Raw genomic sequence first — 19,553 nt, forward strand, 5'->3', positions numbered from 1 at the left:
ATCTCACGACGAACAACTGATCTCCAAATGCTTGCCCCACTCCGGCGGCCGCTCGGCGTAGCTTTCCATCCCCGCTTGCTCGTCGAATGGATTGCTCAATACCGCATGCAGTCGCCGAACCTCTGAATAATCGCCGCTCTCCGCTGCATCGATCGCCTTCTGCGCCAGGTAGTTGCGCAGGATGTACAGCGGATTGACCGCGTGCATCCGCTTGCGCCGCTGTTCCTGATCAACCTCGCCTTCACGGCCAACCCGGGCGACATACAACTCAGCCCAGGCATCGAAGCCCTTGATGTCGACGAAGTCATCGCGCAAACGGGCGACGGCCAATTCGGGTGATTCATCCCCTAAACGGCGGAAGAACAGCGTGTAATCGACGCCGCTGTTCTGCATCAGTTGCAGCAGCTGCTCCAGCAGTTTCTGGTCATCGTCTTCGGCCGTGGTGAGTCCGAGGCGACGGCGCATCAGGTCCAGGTAATGGGCTTGGTACAACGGCAAGTACAGGCCGAGGGTTTCGCGCAGGGCGTCGACGCTGATGAACGGCGTCAGGGCCTGGGCGAGGGCGCTTAGGTTCCACTGGCCGATCGGCACCTGGTTGCTGAAGGAATAGCGGCCTTGGTCATCCGAGTGGTTGCAGATGAAATGGGCGTCGAAGTCGTCGAGGAAGGCGAACGGACCGAAATCGAAGGTGATGCCGAGGATCGACATGTTGTCGGTGTTCATCACGCCGTGGCAGAAGCCGTAAGCCTGCCATTTGGCGATCAGCTCGGCATTGCGCTCGACGATTTCGCGGAACATCGCCAGGTACGGTTCCGGTTGTTCCAGACACTCGGGGAAATGCATAGCCAATACGTGCTCGCCGAGTTCTTTCTGCTTCTCCGGACGTTTGGTGTAGTAGAAATACTCGAAATGCCCGAAGCGCACATGGCTCGGCGCCAAGCGCAGAACCATCGCTGCGCGTTCCTGCTTCTCGCGCCACACCGGGGTGTCGGAGCCGATTACGCACAGAGCGCGGGTGGTCGGGATGTTCAGGGCATTCAGCGCTTCGGAGGCGAGAAACTCGCGGATCGAGGAGCGCAATACCGCGCGTCCATCGCCCATTCGCGAAAAAGGCGTCTGACCGGCGCCTTTGAGGTGCAGGTCCCAGTGTTCGCCGGCCTCGTTGTAGACCTCGCCCAGCAACAGGCCGCGACCATCACCCAGCTGCGGGTTGTAGGAACCGAACTGATGGCCGGAATAGACCATCGCCCGAGGCACTGCGTCGGCCCAGAGCTTGTGGCCGCTGAACAGCTCGGCAAACTCCGGGGTGTCCGCTACTGCGGGATCGAGATCCAGCAGCGCCATGGCCGCAGGGCTGGCCACCACCAGACGCGGGTTGTCGATGGGCTCGGGCAGCACATGGGCGGAAAACGTATCGCCAAGGCGGGCGAAGCGATTATCGAAGGTCAGTTCGTCGAGGGCTTTCAACGGCCATCTCCAGCAGAATGTCCGAGTATTCTGCTAGGGATAAGGCCGTTAGTCGAGCTTGGCGGGCGGTGGCTCAAGGGGCGACTTGCCATCCACCAGCGGCACGATGGTTTTGGTTTCCGGTTCGATCGGTACCATTTTGTATTCCTGGCCGTGAAGGTTCTTGAGATAGACCTCCATCTGCCGGAACGAGATGTTGATGTGCTGCTTCTTGAACTCGCGATTGATGAAGCGGTTGACCTCGTCCAGCACCGGGTTACGGTCACCGAGGTCGCGCACGTGCATGCGCAACTCGTGGTCGAGGGTGCTTTCGCCGAAGTTCAGGAAGTACACGTGGGGTTCCGGGTCTTTCAGGACACGTGGGTTGTCGCGCGCGGCTTTGAGCAGCAGCTCTTTCACCAGGTCCAGGTCCGAACCGTAGTCGACGCCGAGCTTGAGGGTCACCCGGGTGATGGTGTCGGTCAGAGACCAGTTGATCAGTTGCCCGGTGATGAACGTCTTGTTCGGGACAATGATGTCCTTGCGGTCGAAGTCGGTGATGGTCGTGGCGCGGATGCGGATCTTGCTGACCGTGCCCGACAGGTTGCCGATGGTGATGGTGTCGCCGATCCGCACCGGACGCTCGAACAGGATCATGATGCCCGAGATGAAGTTCGCGAAAATCTCCTGCATCCCGAAACCGAGCCCCACCGACAGCGCCGCCACCAGCCATTGCAACTTGTCCCAGCTCACGCCGAGGGTCGACAGGGTCGAGACGAAGCCGATGCCGGCGATCACGTAGGACAGCAACGTGGTCGTGGCATAAGCACTGCCTTGTGCAAGATTCAACTTGGACAGCACCAACACTTCCAGCAAGCCTGGCAAGTTGCGCGCGAGGGCGAAGGTGATACCGATGATGATCAGCGCGCCGAGCATGTCGCCGATGCTGATCGGCACCATGCTCATGTTGGCGCCGGTACCGCTGGTGTATTCGTACAGGGTGATGTTGTCGAGGTACGAGAACACCGAGATCAAATCGGACCAGACCCAGTACAGCGCCGCAATGAAACCGCCAAGCAGTGCCAGGCGGATCAGGCGCAGGGACTGTTCGTTGACCTTCTCGATGTCCAGCGTCGGCTCTTCGATCACCGCTTCGCCGTCGCCAGCCTCCTTGGCGGCCTGACGTTTGGCCAGGGCGCGCTGGTAGGCCAGGCGTCGTGCTGCAACGCTGAGGCCGCGAACGAAAGTGGCTTCAATCACCAGCCAGAACATCAGCAGGTAAAGGGTGTTGATCAGCCGGTCACTGAGTTTCAGCGCGGTGTAGTAGTAGCCGAAGCACACTGCCACAAATAACGCGACGGGCAGGACGGTGAACAGGACCCCGACCGCTTTGCGGAACAGCGACGCGTTCTGGTGCGTCGGGCTGGCGATCAGAAGGCGGCTGAGCAGCCAGGCCATCAAGGCGTAACAGATCAGCACCACGGGCATGCCGAGCACGTCATCCGCCAGCGTCGAGGGTTGCAGTTCGGCAACCGCTACCACGGCAACCAATGCCATCACCACCAAGCCGAGTCGGCGGACCCAGCCCTGCAGGAACTCGACCTGGGGTTTTTCCCAGCGGAAATGCAGTTCAGCGACGCCGCCCGGTGCGAGGATCCGGTAAGCGGTGTAGAACACCAGCCAGGCCTGGGCCATTTGCAGCAGCGCCGCGCCCATGTTGGCGTTCTGCCCGCGGGCGTCGATCTGCAACGCCAGGCCGCACAAGGCCAGGCCCAGCGAGACCGGCATTGCCAACAGAATATTGATCAGGATGGCCTGAGGCGTGTGCCACTGGCTGTCGCGCTTGAAGTGGCCGATGTCCTGGTGAACTTTGCTCAGTCGGGCATACAGACTTTTACGTCGCCACAGCAGGGCACCGATCAGCAACACCAGGGGCAGGAACAGCAGCGGTCGCTGTATCAGGCCATCACTCAATTCGCTCAGGCTGGAAGCCCACGGCAGCGTAGTGACCTGACGTTCCAGACGCTCCGGCACGGCGCGCATCCATTCCAGGTCCAGCGGCTTGTTGCTGGGAATCCAGAACATCTGCTCATCGAGGGTCGCCCGCAGGCTTTGCGCGGTACTGAGCAGCTGTTTCTGATTGAGTTGCAGGGTGATGGATTCGTTGAGCACCGCACTCAGTTCGCGGTTCAGGCGTTCCAGCAGGTCTGCGCGGGTGGTGGCCAGCTCCAGCAGGCTTTTTCGCAGCTGCGGGGTAACTTGCTCCGGCGGCTGGGTGGACAGCAGGTTGTCGACATAGGTCGCGGGGTTGCTGAGCAATTCCCGCTGCTGGCTCACTTCAAACTGGTACAGGCGAATATCGGCGATCTGGTCGGCCAGGTCGCGGTCGAGCTTGAGACGTGGCAGGGCCTGTTTCTGCTTATAGAGAATCTTGGAGAGCAGCAGGCTGCCCTTTAGTACGTTGATTTGTTCGTCCAGTGCCGAATCGCTTTGGGTCACGTTGTCCAGCTGCTGTTTGGTCTGCAGGTTCTGCTGGGTGACCTCATTGAGGCGGTCAGTGCTTTTGAGCAGGTAGTCCGAGAGCTTCAGGTTGGCCGAACTTTCGGTGGCCAGCAGCGCGCTGCCGCCGGATTTCTGCGCTTCGATGGACTGTTGCGTCACCGTCTCCTGGGACTGGGCCAGACGCTTCTGGTTGATCAGGGTTTGCAGCTCCTGGATTTCCTGATCCAGGCGATCGGATTTTTCGGTCAGCAAGTCGTGCTGGCTGTTACCCAGATCCTGCAACTGGTTGTTGCCGGCCAGTTCCTGGCGACGCAGCGGAATCAGCGCATTCAGTGCCGCGAGTTCGGCATTCAGGAGGTCACGCTGTTCACCGCTCAAAGTCTTGCCGGCGTCCTTGCCGGCTTTGAGTATGTTGTTGATCTGTTGAATACGCGTCTGGCTGGCGGAAATTTCGGCCTGTGCGCGCTCGGGGCGGGTCTGGGCGGTGATCACCAGACTGTTGGCGTCGGCCAGCGCCTTCTGCAGGTCGCTTTGCTGGGTCGAGCGCTCGGTGAGCATTTGCTCGAGCTGCTGGATCGACTGGTTAGCGTAGCGTTGCGGCACCGGCGGCATTCTGGTGGCTTTGAGCTTGGTCAGCTCACGCTGGTTTTCGATGTTCTGCTTGGGCGCGGTGGCGAGCTGCTGCTTGAGAGCGACCAGCTTTTGCTCGTAATCACGCTGGTTGCCGAGCTGGGTCAGCGTGCTTTGCAGGACGGATTGCAGGGCTTTCTGATCCGCTTCCGGCAGTTTGCGATCGGCGATCTTGTCCAGATTCGCCTGCACGGCTTCGCTGGTCGGCGGTTCGGCCGCTTGCAATGTACCGACAGAAAGACTCAAGCCCAGCAGGGCCATGATGAAAAAAGTGCGCAGGGTAGACATAGAGACCGATCGAAAACGAGACGAAGTGTGGAGTTTAGAGGAACAAGCCCGGACCCGGGCGACTTCCTTCGGGGAATCTGACGCCCACTTTGCCGATCTTGTTCCCCTCCATGACCGCGACGGTCCAGATGGTGTTGTTCCACTCCACCTGGTCGCCGACGACGGGAGCACCGCCGACTTTCTGGGCAATGAAACGGCCCAGGGACATGTCCGGATCGATGCCTTCGACTTTCAACCCGTACAGCGCCGCAACCGCTGCCAGCTGGGCGTCTCCTTCGAGTACGAAGTCGCCGAAGAAGCGCAGATCGAGGCCGCGTTGCGGTGCCTGGCTGAAGAGTTTTCCGAGGGCTGGAAGGTTGTGTTCATGGCCGATAACACACAGCAAATCATCGACTTCGAGCACCGTACTACCCGACGGATGGAGCAGTTGTTGGCCACGAAACAGCGCTGCAATACGTGTGCCTTCGGGCATTTTCAGCTCGCGAAGGGGCGAACCGATGCACCATTTCTCGGCACCGAGGCGATAAACGAACAGCTCCCACTCGCTGGTGACATGCACCTCAAGGGCTGCGCGCGAGATTGGCGCCGGCTCCGGCGGAACGGTCACTTTCAAAAGCTTCGCCACCCAGGGCAGGCTCGTGCCCTGCACCAGCAGTGACACCAGCACGATAAAGAAGGCGAGGTTGAAGTAGAGCTGGGCATTCGGCAGGCCGGCCATCAGCGGGAACACCGCCAGAATGATCGGGACCGCGCCGCGTAATCCGACCCAGGAGATAAACGCCTTTTCGCGGCCGTGGAACGCTTTGAACGGCAGCAGACCGACCAGCACCGACAGCGGCCGAGCGAACAGAATCATCCACAGCGCCAGGCCCAGAGCGGGCAGGGCGATCGGCAGCAGATCATGCGGCGTGACCAGCAGCCCCAGCACCAGGAACATGCCGATCTGCGCAAGCCAGGCCATGCCGTCGAGCATGTGCAGAATGCCGTGGCGGCTGCGCACCGGGCGGTTGCCGATCACCAGGCCGCACAGGTAAACCGCCAGGAAGCCGCTGCCATGCAGGGCGTTGGTCAGGGCGAACACGACCAGGCCGCCGGCAATCACCAGAATCGGATAGAGGCCGTTGGCCAGGTGGATCCGGTTGACCAATTGCAGCATGACCCAGCCACCGCCAAGGCCGATGACGGCACCGATGCCGAACTCACGCACGAAGTGGGCGAGCAGGCTCCAATGGAGGCCGGTCTGGCCGCTGGCGAGCATGTCGATCAGGGTGACGGTGAGGAACACCGCCATCGGGTCGTTGCTGCCGGACTCGATTTCAAGGCTGGCGGTGACCCGTTCGTTCAGTCCTTTGCCGCCGAGCAGCGAGAACACCGCCGCGGCGTCGGTGGAGCCGACGATAGCGCCGATCAGCAGGCCCTGAATCAGGTTCAGATCGAATAGCCACGCGGCGGCCATGCCGGTCATCCCCGTGGTGATCAACACCCCGACCGTCGCGAGCGACAGCGCTGGCCATAACGCCACGCGGAAGCTGGAAACCCGGGTGCGCAACCCGCCGTCGAGCAGGATGACTGCCAGCGCGAGGTTGCCGACCAGATAAGCTGTTGGGTAGTTATCGAAAATAATGCCGGCGCCATCGACACCGGCCGACATGCCCACCGCGAGGATGATCACCAGAATCGGGATACCAAGGCGCGATGAAAGGGAACTCACCAGAATGCTTGCACCTACCAGCAACGCGCCGATCAAGAACAGGCTGTTGATGGTCGTCGCATTCAAAGGCAGTACTCCAGAAAGCTGAAAGGCGGGCACAAACTGACCATGCAGTCTGCGTGCCAGCGATTCTAACCTGTTGAAATGTGATGCTGTCAAAAAGCTTTTGCAGCCGCGACAACGTCACCCGGATTGAGCTTGATCCTGTGGCGAGGGGATTTATCCCCGTTGGGTTGCGGAGCGGCCCCTGCGTTCTTTCAGGCACACACCGCAAACAGATCTTGCGACGGCTTCGCCGCCGAACGGGGATAAATCCCCTCACCACAGATAAATCCCTTAGCCACAGAGAAAGTGTCGCTGCTTACAGGCTGAACCGCCCAACCATGTTGTTCAGGTCCAGCGCCAATCGCGACAATTCATTGCTCGCCGCACTCGTCTGATTCGCCCCGGTCGCCGATTGCACCGACAAATCACGGATGTTCACCAGGTTGCGATCGACTTCACGGGCCACCTGCGCCTGTTCTTCAGCCGCGCTGGCAATCACCAGGTTGCGCTCGTTGATCTCGACAATGGCGCTGTTGATCGTGTCCAGGGACAGGCCTGCACCGCGGGCGATGTTCAAGGTCGATTCGGCACGTTCGGTGCTGTTACGCATCGAATCCACCGCGTGTTCGGTACCGCTCTGGATGCTGCCGATCATGCGTTCAATTTCGCTGGTCGACTGCTGGGTGCGATGCGCCAGTGCACGAACCTCATCCGCCACCACCGCGAAGCCACGCCCGGCTTCACCGGCACGCGCCGCTTCGATTGCGGCGTTCAAGGCCAGCAGGTTGGTCTGGTCCGCCAGGCCGCGAATCACGTCCAGCACCTTGCCGATGTCGCGGGATTCATTGGCCAGATCGCCAATCAGGGTCGCGGTGCTCTGCACATCGGCACTCATGCGTTCGATGGCACTGACGGTTTCCTGCACCAGGTCACGACCGTCGCCGGCCGAGGTGGTGGCGTTTTTCGAGGCCTCGGAAGTGCTCACCGCGTTGCGCGCGACTTCTTCCACGGCGCTGGTCATTTCATTGACGGCGGTGGCGGCCTGTTCGATTTCGTTGTTCTGCTGGGTCAGGCCGCGGGCGCTTTCGTCGGTGACGCTGTTCAGCTCTTCAGCGGCGGACGCCAGTTGCGTAGCCGAGCCGGAAATCCGCTGCAGGGTGTCACGCAGCTTGTCCTGCATCTTCGACATGGCCAGCAGCAAGCGGCCGGCCTCGTCTTCACCATCGACATGGATCGGGCGAGTCAGGTTGCCTTCGGCGATTTCTTCCGCAGCGCTCAAAGCGTTGGCGATCGGCTTGGTGATGCTGTTGGTCAGCAGCCAGGCGAACAGCAGGGTCAGGCCAGTGGCGATCACCAGCAGGGTGACGACCAGCTTGAACGCCGAAGAGTACTGATCGGATGCTTGCTGATTAAGATCGACCGCCTGTTGGTTGTTGATCAGCATCAGGCGGTTGAGCACCGCGTTGACGGCTTCAGAGTTGTTCAACAGATCGGTGTTGAGCAAGGTGCGCAGTTCTTCCACCTGATTGTTGCGCGACAGGCTCTTCATCCGGTCTTCAAGCTGACGATACTGGCCAAGCAACTGCACGTACTGGTCGTAGGCCGCACGCTCGTCAGGGCTGCTGATGAATTTTTCATACTCAGTCTGAGCGGCACGGATCTGCTGGTTGCGTTGATCGAACAGCTCGATGGTTTTTTGCTGTACGTCGGGTTCGCGGTTGGTCAACAGGCGATAGGAAAGAACCCGAAGGCGCAACGTCAGTTGGGTGAACTCATCCAGTGCCTTGATGCTCGGCACACTGCTCTCGACGATGTTCTCGCCGGCGCCGCGAATCTTGCTCATCTGGTTCAAGGCAAACACGCCCAGAACCAGCATCAAACCGCCAATCAGGGCGAAACCGAGGAACGCCCGTGGTGCGATATTCATATTACGAAGGGACATGCTGTTTACCAAAGTGAGCGCACCCGTGCGGCGCTGAAGCTGACGTGTGAGTGACTTATCGGTCATACGACTAAAGTCTTGAGGGCCTGCGCGTTTTTGTCGCAGACAGGCCCCGGCGACGAAGTGCAGGAACCAGATCCGCCAATCACAGTCTTTAAAGCTCGCGAGGAAGGTCGCCCGCCAGGAAAATCAAGGCCTTGCGCCCGAATAACCCTGGCATCCGTGGTGACTTTTCTTTATCGTACGCGCCCCTTGAAATGCTTGGAAAATCAAAATGTTGGAAGCATCCCTAAGCCAATTGGAACAGCTGGTCAGCGACCTGGTGCAACAGAACCAGAGCCTGCTCGCCACCAATCAGACCCTGAGCTACGAGCTGGCCCAGGCCAAGGATGAAAACGAAAGCCTGCAACTGAACCTGATGGAACAGGAAGAGAAACAAGGCGCCACCGCGGCCCGCATCCAGGCCCTGGTTGAGCGCGTCAGCGCCGGCCCGGTCAGCGCATGAATCACGGCGCCGCAGGGGTAAAAGTCGTCTCGATCCTGGGGGAGGACTATTCGATCAAGGCGCCGGCCGGGGAAGAGCAAACCCTGCTGGACGCCGCGCTGATGTTGAAAGCTGCCTTGGCCGATACCAAAAGAAAGTACCCGACGCTGATCGGTGACCGCCTGCTGGTGTTGGCCGCGATGAATCTGTGCTCCCAGCAGATTGAAATGCAGAAGCAGCACAAGCAGGAACTCGACCGTTACCAAGAGCAAGTCAGCGCCACGGTTGAAGTGATCTCCAAGACGATCAATCAGGCCTGATCGGCTTTGCGCACAACCAAAGAATAGATTGTCCATTGTGTTGTATACAATCGGCACGGCTGTTGCAGTGTTTCAGCCTCTTATTCTTTGGGGGTGCTCCATGCAGTTCTGGCGACGCAGTATTCAATGGCAGTTGATCCTCAGCATGGGCACCGCCCTGCTGGTCAGCATCCTGATCGTGGTTGGCATTTATACCCTCGTGGTCAACCGTCTCGCCCAGAGCTATCTGGTCGAGCAGGCACTGCCGTCGAGCATCGAGGCGATGCGCAATGACATCGAACGAATCCTCGTTCAACCTCTTACCGCCGCCAAGGACATCGCCAGCAACAGCATGGTGCGCGACTGGCTGGCCGGGGGTGAAAACAGTGCCCAGACAGACGCGTTCGTCCAGTATCTGGAAGGCATTCGCGCCGAACACAAAGCCTTTACCGCGCTGATTGTCGGCACGGCTTCAAACCATTACTTCACTGAAAAAGGCCTGGACCGGACCCTCAGCCGTTCCAATCCCAAGGACGCCTGGTTCTACGCCTTCCTCGACAGCAACCAGCCGCGCACCCTCAATATCGACAATGACACCGCGACCGGAGAATTGGCGCTGTTCATCGACCTGAAGGTCGAGCAGGGCGGCAAAGTCGTGGGCGTTGCCGGGCTCGGGTTGAGCATGAAAGAGCTGTCGGAGCTGATCCACAATTTCAACTTCGGTGAGCGCGGCAAGGTCTATCTCGTGCGTTCCGACGGTTTGATCCAGGTTCATCCTGAGGCGCAATTCAGCGGCAAGCGCACACTGGCCGAGCAAATTGGCGCAACCGCCGCACAATCGGTCATGGGTCAAAAAGTTGCCACCAACAGCAGCTTCGTTCGCGACGGCGAAGATTATCTGGCGTTAAGCCTGCCGTTACGGGACTTGGGCTGGACCCTGGTGGCCGAAGTGCCACAGTCGCAGATCTATGCCGAGGCTCGTCGCGCCATGTGGATGAGCAGCGGTATTGGCCTGGCGGTGGCGCTGGTGTGTCTGTTACTGGTGGTTTTGCTGGCCCGTGGGTTGGTGCGGCCGATCCGTCAGGTAACAGCGGCGCTGGTAGCCATCGGTAGCGGCGGGGGAGATTTGACCCACCGGTTAGATTCCAGCCGCGCCGATGAACTGGGTGACCTGGCACGCGGCTTCAATCGATTCCTCGGCAGTCAGCGCGAAATGATTGGCGAAGTGCTGACCACCAGCGAGCGTTTGCGCACGGCCGTTGGGCAGGTAGCACGGGTGGTGGATAACACCGCCGAACGTTCGGGTCGTCAGCAGGAAATGACCGACATGGTCGCCACCGCCGTCCACGAAATGGGCCTGACCGTGCAGGAAATCGCCCAGAACGCGGGTAACGCCGCGGTCGCTTCACAGAACGCTCGCGATGAAGCGATGCAGGCGCGTGAAGTTGTGGGTGGGTCGATCCGCCATATAGAAAGCATGTCCGATGAAATCGGCCTTGCGGCGGGAGCTGTTGGTGAGCTGGCTAATCAAGTGGCGTCGATCGATCAGGTGCTGGCCGTGATTCGCGGAATCTCCGAGCAGACCAATTTGCTGGCACTGAACGCGGCTATCGAAGCCGCGCGGGCCGGGGACATGGGGCGCGGGTTTGCGGTGGTGGCGGATGAAGTGCGGACGTTGGCGCGGCGCACGCAGTCGTCGACAGATGAGATCCAGCAGATGATCGGCAGTCTCAAGCAGGGCGCGGAAAATGCCGTTTCATCCATGCATTCCGGGCAAGCCGCGACGGGCACCGGCGTCGAATCGAGCCAGCGCACTGGCGCGTCGTTGACGGCGATTACCGGTCAGGTCGAGCGCATCAGCGACATGAACCATCAAGTGGCGACGGCCACGGAAGAGCAATCGGCGGTGACGGAGGAGATCAACCGCAACGTGCAGGGCATTTCCGATCTGGCCCGGGCGACGGCCGGAGAGGTCAGAGCTTGCCGTGAAGACTGTCAGACGTTGCAGCGGTTGGCGGATGATTTGGCGCGGCAGATGGGTGGGTTCAGGCTGAGCTGATAAATGTATCGCCAGACTGACGCCATCGCGGGCAAGCCCGCTCCCACAGGGTTATCGTGCGAACACAAATTATGTGTCCGACATAGAACTTGTGGGAGCGAGGCTTGCCCGCGATTGGATGTCAGCTTCACTACAAGGCTCTAATCAGAACCACTCATCCTGCATCGTCAGGCAAACATCATCCCGAGCCTCAAGAATCGCCAGCTCGTGGTGACAACCCGGTACTTCCCACGTCAGGAAATACCGCGCCGCCTGCAGCTTGCCCTTATAGAAGCTCACATCCGCCGCATTCCCCTTCGCCAACCCTTCCTCAGCCCGAATCGCCTGTTCGAGCCAGCGCCAGCCAATCACCGTGTGCCCGAACACCTTCAGGTACAACGCCGAGTTTGCCAGGCTGCTGTTGACCTTGCCTTGGCCCAGGTCTGTCAGCAAACCGATGGTCACCGTTTGCAGGTGCGCCACCAGTTTCTCCAGCGGCTCACGCAACGCGGTCAACGACTCATACGCTTGCGCCCGTTCGGCCGTGCCAGCGATCAGCCGAATCAATTGCTTGAGCCCCGCACCTCCGTTCTGCGCCAGTTTGCGTCCCAGCAAGTCCAGCGACTGAATGCCGTGGGTGCCTTCGTGGATCGGATTCAAACGGTTGTCGCGGTAGTACTGCTCCACCGGATATTCGCGTGTGTAACCGTGGCCGCCGAGAATCTGGATAGCCAGTTCGTTGGCCTTCAGGCAAAACTCCGACGGCCAGGATTTGACGATCGGCGTCAGCAAATCCAATAGCTCATGAGCCTGTTTACGCTGGTCTTCAGTCTCCAGGGTCGTGGTGTCATCGAACAGACGCGCCGCGTACAACCCAAGGTCGAACGAGCCTTCGACATAGGCTTTCTGTGTCAGCAGCATGCGTTTGACGTCGGCGTGCTGAATGATCGCCACCGGCGCGGTGTTCGGGTCCTTGCTGTCCGGCACGCGGCCTTGCGGACGCTCGCGGGCGTACTCCAGGGAGTACAGATACCCGGCGTAACCAAGCATCACCGCGCCCATGCCGACACCGATGCGCGCCTCGTTCATCATCTGGAACATGTAGCTCAAACCGTGGTGCGGCTTGCCCACCAAATAGCCTACACACTCGCCGTTATCGCCGAAGTTCAGCGCGGTGGACGTGGTGCCGCGCCAGCCCATCTTATGGAACAGACCCGCCAGCAAGACGTCGTTGCGCTTGCCGAGGCTGCCGTCATCGTTGACCAGGAACTTGGGCACGATAAACAGCGAAATGCCTTTTACGCCGGCCGGTGCATCCGGCAGTTTTGCCAGGACCATGTGCACGATGTTCTCCGACAGCGGATGGTCGCCACCGGAGATGAAAATCTTGTTGCCCTTGAGTCGATAGGTGCCGTCAGGCGCTGGCTCGGCGCGTGTACGAATATCCGACAGCGACGAACCGGCGTGGGGTTCGGTCAACGCCATGGTGCCGAAGAAGCGACCGTCGATCATCGGTTGCAGGAAGCGCTGCTTCTGCTCATCGGTGCCGAAGCTTTCAATCAGGTTCGCCGCGCCCATGGTCAGGAACGGGTACGAGGTCGACGCCGCGTTGGCTGACTGGAAATGCGCGAAGCAGGCCTGGGACAACAACGTAGGCAGTTGCATGCCGCCGGCGTCGAAACTGCGCGCCGCGTTGAGGAAACCGGCCTCGAGGAACGCATCCACCGCCGGCTTCACTTCTGGAATCAGAATCGCCTGACCGTTCTCGTAGCGCGGCTCGTTCTCGTCATTCTTGCGGTTGTGCGGCGCGAAGAACCTCTCGGCGATGCTGCGGGCCGTGCCGATGGCGGCATCGAAGGTTTCGCGGTTGTGCTCGGCGAAACGCTCACGCTGGGTCAGGCCCTCGGCATCGAGGACTTCGTACAGCTCGAAAGCCAGATTGCGGGAACTGAGCAACGTCTCGGACATGTCGGCCTACCTTTTTTTGGAATGGACCGAGTCTAGGCGTGGGAATAAAGGCTGAACAGGATGATTGATGAGCGTGATGGTGTGTTGCGGGCACCGCTAATCAAATGTGGGAGCGGGCTTGCTCGCGAAGGCGGTGTAACAGTCAATATTGATGTCGACTGACACTCCGCCTTCGCGAGCAAGCCCGCTCCCACAAGGGATTTTGCATACCGGGCAGCCATTGCGGTTGCCCGGTTTTGTTGCGATTTAGCCGATCGTCATCAAGCTGGCATTACCACCCGCCGCAGCGGTGTTAACACTCAATGCCCGCTCAATCACCAGACGCTCCAGCGCAATGCTGGTCTCGCCCTGCGACAGACCATGAACCCCGACAATCGCACCGGCACGCTTGGCCACTTGCTGGCACACCGCACGCAGCTGGTCGGAATGGCCATGATGCAGAACCGCATCAAACACCACTTCGTCCTTGCTCCAGTCGGAAACCAGCTTGATCTTCGCCTGAATTTCCTTCGGCAGACGTGCGAACAGTGCCTTGGTCAATTCAGCTTCCGGCCACACCGCCGAACCGCCGACGGCCAGTACCGCTGCCAGTTGCGTCAGCAGATCGCCTTCGACTTCCGCCAGGCACAGCACGTGTTCACGCGGCAGGATGGCGTAGCTGTTGCGCTCGCCAGTCGGGCCAGCGAGTACACGGGTGATGCCGCTTTGCGATTGCGCCGCGAACTGCCCACACAGGGTGCTCAAATCAGCGAACTTGTTGCTATCGGCCCAAGTCTTCAGGGCGGTCAGCGGTTTGCTCATGGCATCACGCAGACGGACATCCGGGGCAGCGAAGGCGTCACCGCGAGCGAAGGATTGTTCGATGGCATCGGTAGGGCGCGTCGACAACAGGCGGTACAGGTACAGCGGACCACCGGCTTTCGGGCCGGTGCCCGACAGGCCTTCGCCGCCGAACGGTTGCACGCCGACCACAGCACCCACGATGTTGCGGTTCACATAGACGTTACCGGCGTTGACGTTGTCGATCACCTTGGCGATGGTCTCGTCGATCCGGGTGTGCACACCCAGCGTCAGGCCGTAGCCGGAAGCGTTGATCTGACCGATCAACTGGTCGATGTCTTTGCGCTTGTAGCGAACCACGTGCAGCACCGGGCCGAAGATTTCCCGTTGCAGTTCGTCGAAGCTTTCCAGTTCGATCAGCGTTGGCATCACGAAGGTGCCGCGTTTGACTTCTTCGCTGTTGGCGATGGCCACCTGATACACATTGCGGCCTTTGTCGCGCATGGCCTGGATGTGCTTCTCGATGCCAGCCTTGGCTTCGGCGTCGATCACCGGGCCAATGTCCACGGACAGGCGCTCAGGGTTGCCGAGACGGCATTCAGCCATCGCGCCCTTAAGCATTTCAATGACACGTTCAGCGGAATCTTCCTGCAAGCACAGCACACGCAGTGCCGAGCAGCGTTGACCGGCGCTGTCGAAGGCCGACGATACGACGTCGATCACAACCTGTTCGGTCAGTGCCGAGGAGTCGACGATCATCGCGTTCTGGCCGCCGGTTTCGGCGATCAACGGAATCGGACGACCCTGTGCATCCAGGCGACCGGCGACGTTGCGTTGCAGCAGACGAGCAACTTCGGTGGAGCCGGTAAACATCACGCCTTTGACCCGATCGTCGCCGACCAGACGGGCGCCGACGGTTTCGCCACGGCCCGGCAGCAGTTGCAGCACGCCTTCCGGAATACCGGCTTCGATCATCAAACGCACGGCTTGAGCAGCGACCAGCGGAGTTTGTTCCGCAGGCTTGGCCAGTACCGGGTTACCGGCGGCCAATGCAGCAGCGACTTGACCACTGAAAATCGCCAGCGGGAAGTTCCACGGGCTGATGCACACCACCGGACCCAGTGGGCGGTGGGCGTCGTTGGTGAAATCGTTGCGCGCCTGCACCGCGTAATAACGCAGGAAGTCCACGGCTTCACGCACTTCGGCGATGGCGTTGGCGAAGGTTTTGCCGGCTTCGCGAGCCAGCAGGCCCATCAGCGGCTGGATCTCTCCTTCCATCAAGTCAGCGGCACGTTCCAGAATCGCAGCGCGTTCGGCGGGCGGGGTGGCCTGCCAGATCGGTGCAGCGTTCAGGGCGCACTGGATCGCGTTGTCGACGTCTTCGACGGTCGCTTCCTGCACATGGCCGACCACGTCACGCAGATCGGACGGGTTGAGCACTGGCGCAGGGGCTTCGGAGCTGGAGGCGCAACCGAGCATCGGCGCGGCTTTCCAGTGGTTGTGAGCGCTGGCCAGCAAAGCGCAGGACAGCGAAGCCAGACGATGTTCGTTGGCCATGTCGATGCCGCTGGAGTTGGCGCGCTCGGCACCATAAAGATCACGCGGCAGCGGGATACGCGGGTGCGGCAGGCCGAAGCCACCTTCCAGCGTCGCCATCTGCTCGATGCTGGCCACTGGATCGGCCACCAGCTCCTGAATCGAAATAGACTGGTCGGCGATGCGGTTGACGAACGAAGTGTTCGCACCGTTTTCCAGCAGACGACGCACCAGGTACGCCAACAGGGTTTCGTGAGTACCGACCGGTGCGTACACGCGGCACGGACGGTTCAACTTGCCTTCGGAAACTTTGCCTACAACCTGTTCGTACAACGGTTCGCCCATGCCGTGCAGGCACTGGAACTCGTACTGGCCGGGGTAATAGTTCTGACCGGCGATGTGGTAAATGGCCGAAAGGGTGTGGGCGTTGTGCGTGGCGAACTGCGGATAAATCACTTCCGGCACCGACAGCAGTTTGCGGGCGCAAGCGATGTAGGAAACGTCGGTGTACACCTTGCGGGTGTAGACCGGATAGCCTTCCAGGCCTTCGACCTGGGCGCGCTTGATTTCGCTGTCCCAGTACGCGCCTTTCACCAGGCGGATCATCAGGCGATGACGGCTGCGGCGAGCCAGGTCGATCACGTAGTCGATCACGTACGGGCAACGCTTCTGGTAAGCCTGGATCACGAAACCGATGCCGTTCCAGCCGGTCAGTTGCGGCTCGAAGCACAGGCGCTCCAGCAGATCCAGCGACAATTCGAGGCGGTCAGCTTCTTCTGCGTCGATGTTCAAGCCGATGTCGTACTGCTTGGCCAGCAAGGTCAGCGACAGCAGACGCGGGTACAACTCGTCCATCACACGCTCGTACTGCGCGCGGCTGTAACGCGGGTGCAGTGCCGAGAGCTTGATGGAAATGCCCGGGCCTTCATAAATCCCACGACCGTGGGACGCTTTGCCGATCGAGTGAATGGCTTGCTCGTACGAGGCCAGGTACTTCTGGGCGTCATGCTCGGTGAGTGCGGCTTCACCCAGCATGTCGTAGGAATAGCGGAAGCCTTTGGCTTCGAACTTGCTGGCGTTGGCCAGGGCTTCAGCGATGGTTTCGCCGGTGACGAACTGCTCGCCCATCAGGCGCATGGCCATGTCGACGCCCTTGCGGATCATCGGCTCGCCGCTCTTGCCGATGATGCGGCTCAAGGAGGAAGTCAGGCCCGCTTCGTTATGGGTGGCGACCAGTTTGCCGGTCAGCAACAAGCCCCAGGTCGCAGCGTTGACGAACAGCGACGGGCTGTTGCCCAAGTGAGGGTGCCAGTTGCCGGTGCTGATCTTGTCGCGGATCAGCGCGTCACGGGTGCCTTTGTCCGGGATGCGCAGCAGCGCTTCGGCGAGGCACATCAGCGCTACGCCTTCCTGGGACGACAGGGAAAATTCCTGCAACAGACCCTGAACAATCCCGGCACGGCCGCCGGCGCTTTTCTGATTGCGCAGTTTCTCGGCAATCGAGGAGGCGAGCTTGTTGGTGGCTTCGGCCATCGCCGCCGGCAGGCGCGCCTGCTCGATCAGCATCGGCACCACTTCAGGTTCCGGGCGACGGTAGGCGGCGGTGATCGAGGCGCGCAGTACCGATTGCGGCAGGATGCTTTCGGCGAACTCGAGGAAGCACTGGTGGGCGTGATCCAGGGGCGCGTCGACGGCTTCGTCGGAATCCTTGGTCAAACCGCTCAGCTCGGTCAGGGTTGCACCACCCTCGAGTTTTTCCAGGTAATTGAAAATTGCCTGCTTGATCAGCCAGTGCGGCGTGCGATCAATCGAGGTCGCGGCCGCCTTGAGGCGTTCGCGGGTCGGGTCGTCAAGTTTGACCCCAAGGGTGGTGGTAGCCATATTTTTATCCTCATGTTTGCCACGACCGCGTGGCATCAGCTGGCCGCAAGATTAGCTGGGCAACCTTTGAGGTGCAACCGGGTGCAACCCTTTTTTTGTCGGAATAATAAGCAGCTCGTCAGGAAATAAATTCCGGAACGAACGTACCGCGCCGGCTTGGTGCTTTTCATTCTAGTAAACCGTCAGGACTGCCCTAAAAGGGAGCAAAAACAGGGGTTTTTCAGGTAAATCCGACTAGGTGCAACTTATTCTCGAAAAATGGGTTGCACCTTATTTGCTTTGTTGAATAGCATTCGCGGCCAAGGTGCAACCGGTCATAAAAGACAGGTGTACCGGCTGATGGCTTTCCTGGGGAAACATCAGTCATAAATGCGCGGGACCTGAAATCGTCTGTCAAACGTCGTCGTTTGCGCGCGGTTCACCAGCCGCCGCTACATAAAAACAAAGCCAGGGCGAAACTTAATGAGCGTTAGCAATCCAACTCTGATCACGTTCGTGATCTACATCGCAGCAATGGTGCTGATCGGCTTCATGGCCTATCGCTCCACCAACAACCTTTCTGACTACATTCTGGGCGGTCGCAGCCTGGGCAGCGTCGTGACTGCATTGTCCGCCGGCGCCTCCGACATGAGCGGCTGGTTGTTGATGGGCCTGCCGGGCGCCATCTACATGTCCGGTCTGTCCGAAAGCTGGATCGCCATCGGCCTGATCATCGGTGCTTACCTGAACTGGCTGTTTGTCGCTGGTCGTCTGCGTGTGCAAACCGAGCACAACGGCGATGCATTGACCCTGCCGGATTACTTCTCCAGCCGTTTTGAAGACAAAAGCGGTCTGCTGCGGATCATCTCTGCCGTCGTGATCCTGGTGTTCTTCACCATTTACTGCGCTTCCGGCATCGTGGCCGGCGCCCGTCTGTTCGAAAGCACCTTCGGCATGTCCTACGAGACAGCGCTGTGGGCCGGTGCTGCGGCGACGATTGCCTACACCTTCGTCGGCGGTTTCCTGGCAGTGAGCTGGACTGACACCGTACAAGCCACGCTGATGATCTTCGCCCTGTTGCTGACGCCGATCATCGTGCTGCTAGCCACCGGCGGCGTCGACACCACGTTCCTGGCCATCGAAGCGCAAGATCCAAGCAACTTCGACATGCTGAAAAACACCACCTTCATTGGCATCATCTCGCTGATGGGCTGGGGCCTGGGCTACTTCGGCCAGCCGCACATCCTCGCGCGTTTCATGGCGGCGGATTCGGTCAAGTCGATCGCCAACGCTCGCCGCATCTCCATGGCCTGGATGATCCTTTGCCTGGGCGGCACTGTTGCGGTAGGTTTCTTTGGTATCGCGTACTTCTCGGCGCACCCTGAACTGGCCGGTCCTGTGACCGAAAACCCAGAGCGTGTGTTCATCGAGTTGGCGAAAATCCTGTTCAATCCTTGGGTTGCCGGTGTACTGCTGTCGGCCATTCTGGCTGCCGTCATGAGCACCCTGAGCTGCCAGTTGCTGGTGTGCTCGAGCGCCCTGACCGAAGACTTCTACAAAACCTTCCTGCGTAAAACCGCTTCCCAGGTGGAACTGGTCTGGGTCGGCCGCGCCATGGTGCTGCTGGTTGCCTTGATCGCCATCGCGTTGGCCGCTAACCCGGAAAACCGCGTACTGGGTCTGGTCAGCTACGCCTGGGCCGGTTTCGGTGCTGCATTCGGTCCGGTTGTCCTGATCTCCGTGATCTGGAAAGACATGACCCGCAATGGCGCACTGGCCGGCATCCTGGTCGGCGCGATCACCGTGATCGTGTGGAAACACTTCGAGCTGCTGGGCCTGTACGAAATCATCCCTGGTTTCATCTTCGCCAGCCTGGCGATCTACATCGTCAGCAAACTGGGCGCCCCGACTCAGGGCATGCTTCAGCGCTTCGCCGCTGCCGAGGCAGATTTCCGCCTGAACAAGTGATCGGGAAGAGCTGATGCTCTGACCTTTCGCCGAACATGAAGACGGCCCGCTTCCAT

The 19,553-nt window shown here is 60.1% G+C and carries 10 protein-coding genes and 1 pseudogene; 5 read left to right on the top strand and 6 right to left on the bottom strand.

Annotated elements, in window-relative coordinates; all coding sequences use genetic code 11:
* Window positions 1–3 precede the first annotated feature (3 nt).
* From selO to ACA053_RS02180, 4 genes are all read right to left on the bottom strand, one after another.
* Complete coding sequence (gene selO / locus ACA053_RS02165) at window positions 4–1,467, bottom strand: protein adenylyltransferase SelO (protein ID WP_497394439.1); 1,464 nt, start codon at window positions 1,465–1,467, stop codon at window positions 4–6.
* Between the two features lie 48 nt (window positions 1,468–1,515).
* A complete protein-coding gene (gene mscK / locus ACA053_RS02170; RefSeq protein ID WP_497315108.1) occupies window positions 1,516–4,866 on the bottom strand; it encodes a mechanosensitive channel MscK in 3,351 nt (1,116 codons plus the stop codon).
* Between the two features lie 34 nt (window positions 4,867–4,900).
* Entirely contained in the window at window positions 4,901–6,643 is a 1,743-nt protein-coding gene (locus ACA053_RS02175) for a potassium/proton antiporter (RefSeq protein WP_109627637.1), read from the bottom strand.
* Between the two features lie 295 nt (window positions 6,644–6,938).
* Window positions 6,939–8,564, bottom strand: a complete 1,626-nt coding sequence (locus ACA053_RS02180; RefSeq protein ID WP_497394440.1) for a methyl-accepting chemotaxis protein — start codon at window positions 8,562–8,564, stop codon at window positions 6,939–6,941.
* A 274-nt stretch (window positions 8,565–8,838) separates the two neighbouring features.
* Between ACA053_RS02180 and ACA053_RS02185 the strand changes: the two genes are divergently transcribed.
* The 4 genes and pseudogenes from ACA053_RS02185 (at window position 8,839) to ACA053_RS02200 (ending at window position 11,406) form a co-directional block, all read left to right on the top strand.
* Window positions 8,839–9,069, top strand: a complete 231-nt coding sequence (locus tag ACA053_RS02185) for a hypothetical protein (protein ID WP_497394441.1) — start codon at window positions 8,839–8,841, stop codon at window positions 9,067–9,069.
* Window positions 9,066–9,368, top strand: a complete 303-nt coding sequence (locus tag ACA053_RS02190; RefSeq protein ID WP_008149648.1) for a cell division protein ZapA — start codon at window positions 9,066–9,068, stop codon at window positions 9,366–9,368. Before ACA053_RS02185 ends, ACA053_RS02190 begins: the two co-directional genes overlap by 4 nt.
* A gap of 145 nt (window positions 9,369–9,513) precedes the next feature.
* Window positions 9,514–10,539 (top strand): annotated as a pseudogene (locus ACA053_RS02195) (HAMP domain-containing protein); the annotation flags it as partial.
* Window positions 10,540–10,674: 135 nt separating this feature from the next.
* A complete protein-coding gene (locus ACA053_RS02200) occupies window positions 10,675–11,406 on the top strand; it encodes a methyl-accepting chemotaxis protein (protein WP_371922071.1) in 732 nt (243 codons plus the stop codon).
* A gap of 144 nt (window positions 11,407–11,550) precedes the next feature.
* On the opposite strand, the gene ACA053_RS02205 is transcribed toward ACA053_RS02200, so the two are convergent.
* Together ACA053_RS02205 and putA are read right to left on the bottom strand one after the other, a co-directional pair.
* Window positions 11,551–13,353 carry an acyl-CoA dehydrogenase gene (locus ACA053_RS02205; RefSeq protein ID WP_497394442.1) on the bottom strand — a complete coding sequence of 601 codons (1,803 nt, stop codon included), beginning with the start codon at window positions 13,351–13,353 and terminating at the stop codon, window positions 11,551–11,553.
* Window positions 13,354–13,599: 246 nt separating this feature from the next.
* On the bottom strand, window positions 13,600–17,550 hold the full coding sequence (putA, locus tag ACA053_RS02210; RefSeq protein ID WP_497315113.1) for a trifunctional transcriptional regulator/proline dehydrogenase/L-glutamate gamma-semialdehyde dehydrogenase: 3,951 nt from the start codon (window positions 17,548–17,550) through the stop codon (window positions 13,600–13,602).
* Window positions 17,551–18,012: 462 nt separating this feature from the next.
* Here putA and putP point away from each other — a divergent pair, with 462 nt between their 5' ends.
* The gene (gene putP, locus ACA053_RS02215; RefSeq protein WP_497315115.1) at window positions 18,013–19,497 is read left to right on the top strand and encodes a sodium/proline symporter PutP; all 1,485 of its coding nucleotides are present in this window, start codon (window positions 18,013–18,015) and stop codon (window positions 19,495–19,497) included.
* The last annotated feature ends 56 nt before the right edge of the window (window positions 19,498–19,553 follow it).

The organism is Pseudomonas sp. LBUM1672 (genome assembly GCF_059695655.1).

Excerpts from the sequence above, each read along its gene's own strand:
- mscK (WP_497315108.1), bottom strand. The coding sequence starts at position 4,866 with ATGTCTACCCTGCGCACTTTTTTCATCATGGCCCTGCTGGGCTTGAGT.
- ACA053_RS02180 (WP_497394440.1), bottom strand. The coding sequence starts at position 8,564 with ATGTCCCTTCGTAATATGAATATCGCACCACGGGCGTTCCTCGGTTTC.
- ACA053_RS02185 (WP_497394441.1), top strand. The coding sequence starts at position 8,839 with ATGTTGGAAGCATCCCTAAGCCAATTGGAACAGCTGGTCAGCGACCTG.
- ACA053_RS02190 (WP_008149648.1), top strand. The coding sequence starts at position 9,066 with ATGAATCACGGCGCCGCAGGGGTAAAAGTCGTCTCGATCCTGGGGGAG.
- ACA053_RS02200 (WP_371922071.1), top strand. The coding sequence starts at position 10,675 with ATGGTCGCCACCGCCGTCCACGAAATGGGCCTGACCGTGCAGGAAATC.
- ACA053_RS02205 (WP_497394442.1), bottom strand. The coding sequence starts at position 13,353 with ATGTCCGAGACGTTGCTCAGTTCCCGCAATCTGGCTTTCGAGCTGTAC.
- putA (WP_497315113.1), bottom strand. The coding sequence starts at position 17,550 with ATGGCTACCACCACCCTTGGGGTCAAACTTGACGACCCGACCCGCGAA.
- putP (WP_497315115.1), top strand. The coding sequence starts at position 18,013 with ATGAGCGTTAGCAATCCAACTCTGATCACGTTCGTGATCTACATCGCA.